Source organism: Peterkaempfera griseoplana (assembly GCF_001418575.1).
Taxonomy (GTDB): domain Bacteria; phylum Actinomycetota; class Actinomycetes; order Streptomycetales; family Streptomycetaceae; genus Peterkaempfera; species Peterkaempfera griseoplana.
Window position 1 is genome coordinate 1 of record NZ_LIQR01000714.1, and the last position, 4,892, is coordinate 4,892.

At 73.8% G+C, this 4,892-nt stretch carries 5 protein-coding genes; all 5 read right to left on the reverse strand.

Annotated features, from left to right (window positions below):
• Positions 1-55 precede the first annotated feature (55 nt).
• Positions 56-940 carry an ABC transporter permease gene (locus AOK09_RS35855; RefSeq protein ID WP_055591360.1) on the reverse strand — a complete coding sequence of 295 codons (885 nt, stop codon included), beginning with the start codon at positions 938-940 and terminating at the stop codon, positions 56-58.
• 4 nt (positions 941-944) lie between these two features.
• Positions 945-1,889 carry an ABC transporter permease gene (locus AOK09_RS35860; protein WP_055591361.1) on the reverse strand — a complete coding sequence of 315 codons (945 nt, stop codon included), beginning with the start codon at positions 1,887-1,889 and terminating at the stop codon, positions 945-947.
• 2 nt (positions 1,890-1,891) lie between these two features.
• On the reverse strand, positions 1,892-3,490 hold the full coding sequence (locus AOK09_RS35865; RefSeq protein WP_055591362.1) for an ABC transporter substrate-binding protein: 1,599 nt from the start codon (positions 3,488-3,490) through the stop codon (positions 1,892-1,894).
• A 476-nt stretch (positions 3,491-3,966) separates the two neighbouring features.
• Positions 3,967-4,065: a putative leader peptide gene (locus AOK09_RS43530; protein ID WP_322973243.1), complete on the reverse strand. Its 99-nt coding sequence runs from the start codon at positions 4,063-4,065 to the stop codon at positions 3,967-3,969.
• Positions 4,066-4,141: 76 nt separating this feature from the next.
• Positions 4,142-4,892: ROK family protein (locus tag AOK09_RS35870; RefSeq protein WP_157876180.1), on the reverse strand; the 751-nt coding region annotated here is incomplete at its 5' end.

The following is a 4,892-nucleotide window of genomic DNA, read 5'->3' on the forward strand; positions in this document are numbered from 1 at the left end:
GTGGTGAAGGCCGCGCTGAGGCCGCGTACCTCCAGTACCGGGGCGGGTGGGCGGGTCATCGGCGTATCCCCCTGTTCAGTGACTCCGCGATGAGGGTGAGACCGAGGACCAGCGCGGTCACCACCACCAGCGGGGCGGCGGCGAAGCCGGGGTCCTGCTGAAGGTAGGGCATGGCCTCGCTGAGGATGCTGCCGAGCGACGGCTCGGGCGGCCGGACGCCGATGCCGAGGAAGCTCATGGCGCCCTCGATGAAGACGGCCAGGGAGAGGGAGACGGCGAGCTGCACCAGCAGCGGGTCGGCGGCGTTCGGCAGGACGTGCCGGACCAGGACCCGCAGCCGGGAGGCGCCGCCGACCCGGGCGGCGACGGCGTACTCGCGTTCCCGCTGCACCAGGATGCCGCTGCGCAGCAGCCGTCCGAAGCCGGGGATCTCGGCGAGCGCGATCACGATCACCACGGGGGTGGTGCCGGCGCCGGTGAGCGCGGTGACGGCCAGCGCCAGGACCAGGCCGGGGAAGGCCAGGACCAGGTCGAAGGCCCGCTGCACCACCACGTCGGCGGCGCGGGAGGAGGTGGCCGCCAGGGCGAGGGCGCAGCCCGCGGCCGCGCCGAGGGGCACGGCGGCGAGGGCGATCAGCAGGTCGGCCCGGATGCCGTGGAGGATCCGGCTGAGCAGATCCCGGCCGAGGTCGTCGGTGCCGAGCAGGTGTCCGCCGCCGGGTCCGGCGAGCGCGTCGGGGCCCTGGGTGAGGGGGTCGGCGCCAGTGAGCAGCGGGGCGAGCAGGCCCGCGAGGACGACGGTGCCGACCAGCAGCAGGCCGGTGGTGCCGCGGGCGGTGAGCAGCCCGTCGAGGTAGGCGTGGCGGGTCCGCAGGGCGCGGAGCCGGCCGGTGCGGGCGGCTCCGGTGCGGGTGTCCGGGGTGATGTCGATGGCGGTCATGGGTTCACTCCCACCTGATCCGGGGGTCCAGCCAGGCGTACACGAGGTCGGTGAGCAGTTGGACGGCGACGAAGACCGCGACCAGGAGCAGCAGCAGGTCCTGGACGACGGGGTAGTCGCGGCGCAGTACGCCCTGCTGGGCGAGCTGTCCCAGGCCGGGCCAGGCGAAGATGGCCTCCACCAGGACGGCCCCGCCAAGGAGTTGGCCGACCTGCATGCCGAGGACGGTGACGACCGGCGGCAGGGCGTTGGGCAGGGCGTGACGCCACAGGATGCGCCGCCGGGGGACGCCGAGGGCGGTGGCGGTGCGCACATGGTCCTCGGCGAGGGTGCGCTCCAGGCCGTCGCGCAGATAGCGGCCGAGGACGGCGGCGCTGGGCAGCGCCAGGCAGAGCGCCGGCATGGCCAGGTACTGCACGGCCAGGTCGGGGGCCTGCGCGAAGGGCTGGTAGCCCCCGGCGGGAAGCAGCCCGAGGCCCACGGCGAGGACCAGCACCAGGACCACTCCGGTGACGAAGGGCGGCACCGCGAGGGCGCCGGTGGTGAACACCCGCACCAGCGCCTGGACCGTGCGGCTGCGCGCGGTCGCGCCCAGCACTCCGGCGGTGAAGCCGAGCAGCACCACCAGGACCAGGGCGCCGGCGGTGAGCTCCAGGGTGGCGCCGAGCCCGTTGCCGATCAGGTCGGAGACCTGCCCGCCGATGGCGTAGGAGGGTCCGAGGTCGCCGGTGGCCAGGGCGTGCAGCCAGCTGCCGTACTGCGCGGGCAGCGGCCGGTCCAGGCCGAGATGGGCCCGGATCGCAGCCACGGCGGCCGGGGTGGCGTCGGGTCCGGCCAGGGTGGTCGCGGGGTCGCCGGGGAGCAGGCGGAGGATGAGGAAGACGGCCACGGAGGCGAGGAGCAGCACGAGGAGGGCGGAGGGTATCCGCTTCAGGAGATAGGAACGCATCGTCAGGCCAGGTGGGCGTCGTCGAGGTTGAGGTAGCTGAACTTGTTGAGGGTCACGCCCTGCACGGCGGCCCCCGAGACCTCCAGCGAGGCCAGGACGGCGAGGTCGATGATGAAGGCCTCGTCGAGCAGGATGTCGGAGATCCGCTGGTAGAGGGCGCGGGCCTCGGCGCTGTCGGCGTCGGTGCGCTTCCAGGCGCGCTGCACCGCGTCGGTGTAGTCGGCGGAGTGGAACTTCGAGGTGTTCTTGGCCTCGTTGAAGGGATAGGCGCTGACGGCGAGCGTCGCGGGGTGGACCTGGGCGAAGCCGTGCCCCATGGTCCACAGCGCCGGCATGCTCTGCGAGATCAGCCGCTTCTGGCCGGTGGCGGGGTCGGTGGGCTGCAGGGTGGTGCGTACGCCGACCTGCTGGAGGTCGTACTGCACCATCTGGGCGATCTGGGCGCCGCCGGGGGTGGTGGCGAACAGCAGCGGCAGGTCCAGCGAGGTCACCCCGGCGGACTTCAGCAGCTCACGGGCCTTGGCCGGGTCATGGGTGTAGTGCCGGGCGTTGGCCTCGGTGTAGGCCGGTGAGGAGGCGGGCCAGGGTGCGGCGCTCGCCAGGCCGTAGCCGCCGAGGGCCTGCTGCACGATGCGGTCCCGGTCGACCGCCCAGGCCAGGGCCTGGCGGACCAGCTTGTTGCGGACCGGGTCCGCGGTGACGTTGACGCCGAGGTAGACGGCGCCGGAGCCGGTGGCGTACTGCTTGACCCGGAACCGGGGGTTGTCCTTGAGGGTGGCGGCGTCCTTGCCGGCGAGGCCGTAGGTGAGCTGGGTCTGGCCGGTGCGCAGGGAGGAGAGCAGGGTGTCGGACTGGGGGATGATCCGCAGGTCGACGCCGTCCAGGTAGGGGCGGCCGGGGCGCCAGTAGCGGTCGTTCCGGGCGAAGCGCAGCAGCGACCCTGGGTTCCACTCCTGGAAGGTGAACGGCCCGGTGCCGATGAGACGCTTGCCGGCGAGGGCGTCCTCGACGCTGTCCCGATCAGTGATGATCATGAACTCGAAGAGGTCGAAGAGATTGCTCACCGGGTGCGCCAGCGTGAGGACGATCTCATGGTCGCCCCTCTTCTCGAACCCGGCGACCGCCAGCGCCGTCGACCTCAACTGGGCCGCGCGCAGCGGGTTCTGGAGGTTCTTCACGGCGAAGATCACATCGTCGGCGGTGAACGGCCGTCCGTTGTGGAAGACGACGTCGTCGCGGAGTTTCAGGGTCACCGCCCGGCCGTCGCCGGACACCTGCCACTCGGTGGCCAGTTCCGGCTGGGGCTGCAGCCGGTCGTCGTAGCGGGTGAGGGTGTTGTAGACCAGCCGCTGCGGCAGCGACATGGCGCTCTGGGCGAACAGCAGGCTCGGGGTGAAGTCCGTCGGGGACGCCAGGGCGAGGGTTCCGCCGCGTCTGGGCGTGGACGACCCGGCGGTCTGCGCACCCGCGCCGGGTGCGGCGCCCTCGTCCACCGCCGCCCGGCACGCGGACAGTGCCAGCAGGGCGGATCCCGCGCCGGCGGCGCGGAGCACGGTGCGACGGGAGGTGCCGGGGGACTGCGGGAGGACGGGCTGGTCCATGGCTTCCTAACCTTGTGAGGGCACGACGGCGGGGACGGACCTTTCGGCCGTGCGGGAGCATGCGGCGGACTGCGGGCGCCGCCGGGGCGGGAGCAGGTGCCGGGGAGAGCCGGCCCACGGGCAGCCGGCACGGGGGTGCCGGCAGCGGGGCCGGAGGACGTCCGAAGGGTGACGGGTGCGGTGCTCGCGCGGGCGGTCCCCGCCTGTCCGTGGGCTCAGGCCGTACGGCGTCCGCCCACCGCCGGGGGCGGGCAGGGCAGGGCCGGGCGTTGATTGCTGTGGGACAGGAAGGAATGCCGCGCGCCGCAGAAGGAGGTGGCAGGCAGCAGGGCCTGCCGTCCGGTCGGGCGTCCATGACGCCGCCGGGCCTCAGCGCACCGGCGTCTCACCGCAGTGGCGGGGACGGGTGGTCGTGCGAGGCCTCGGACGGCCGGTGCGGTACGGCGTGGGAGCCGCGCCGCCGGTACTGCCGCCGCTCAGCAGCAGGACGGCAGGGAGCGGACGGCACAGACCGCGCTGGCCTGTCGACGCAGGTCGACATGCAGGCGGGAGACAAGGAGTGCGTCCTGGTTCACACGGTCAGAATGGCAGCCGGTCAGGATGCGGTCAACGCCGGTCCATATATGACGCTCCGTCAGAAATGATGGGGCGTCAGCCGTCCAGGGCGCGGGAGGCGAACTGCAGCGGGTCCCGGTAGAGCGGGGCGAGCACCGCCGCCCCGGCGGCCGTGGACAGTGCCCGCCTCCCCGCGTGGGACACCGCGACCCGCTCCGGGTCGTCGCACACCCGCGAACACCTCAGCACCTCCTCCCGCAGCACACCCAGATAGCGCTCGTGCCGCAGCGTGGAGACCTCGGTGACCAGCACCAGGTCCGGATTGAGCACATCCAGCAGCAGCGCGGCCGCCCGGCCGACCAGCCGGACCCTGCGGCGCACCAGGCGGTCCGCCGCGTCGTCACCGCCCACGGCCAGCTCCACCAGGCGGAAGGCGTCCGGCCGGTCCAGTACGCCCTCCGCCACCGCCTGCGCCCCCAGCGCCTCGTCCGACGCCGCGGCCTGGAGGCAGCCGTTGCGCCCGCAGGGGCAGGGCGCCCCGGTGTCGTCCACCGGCAGGTGGGCCACGTCCCCCGCCGCGGAACGCGGCCCCTGGTGGACGACCCCGGCGATGCCCAGCGCCGCGTCCACCACGCTGCCCACGAACAGGTGCACCACGCTGCGCCGGGCCTGCGGCCGGCCGAAGAGGATCTCCGACTGGGCGATGGCCCGGGCGTGGTTGTCGATCAGCACCGGCAGGCCGCAGGCCTCCTCCAGCACCGCGCGCAGCGGGACGTCCGCCCAGCTCAGCGGCGTGTGACGGACCACCACGCCGAGCCGGGGGTCCACCCACCCGCCGGTGATCGCC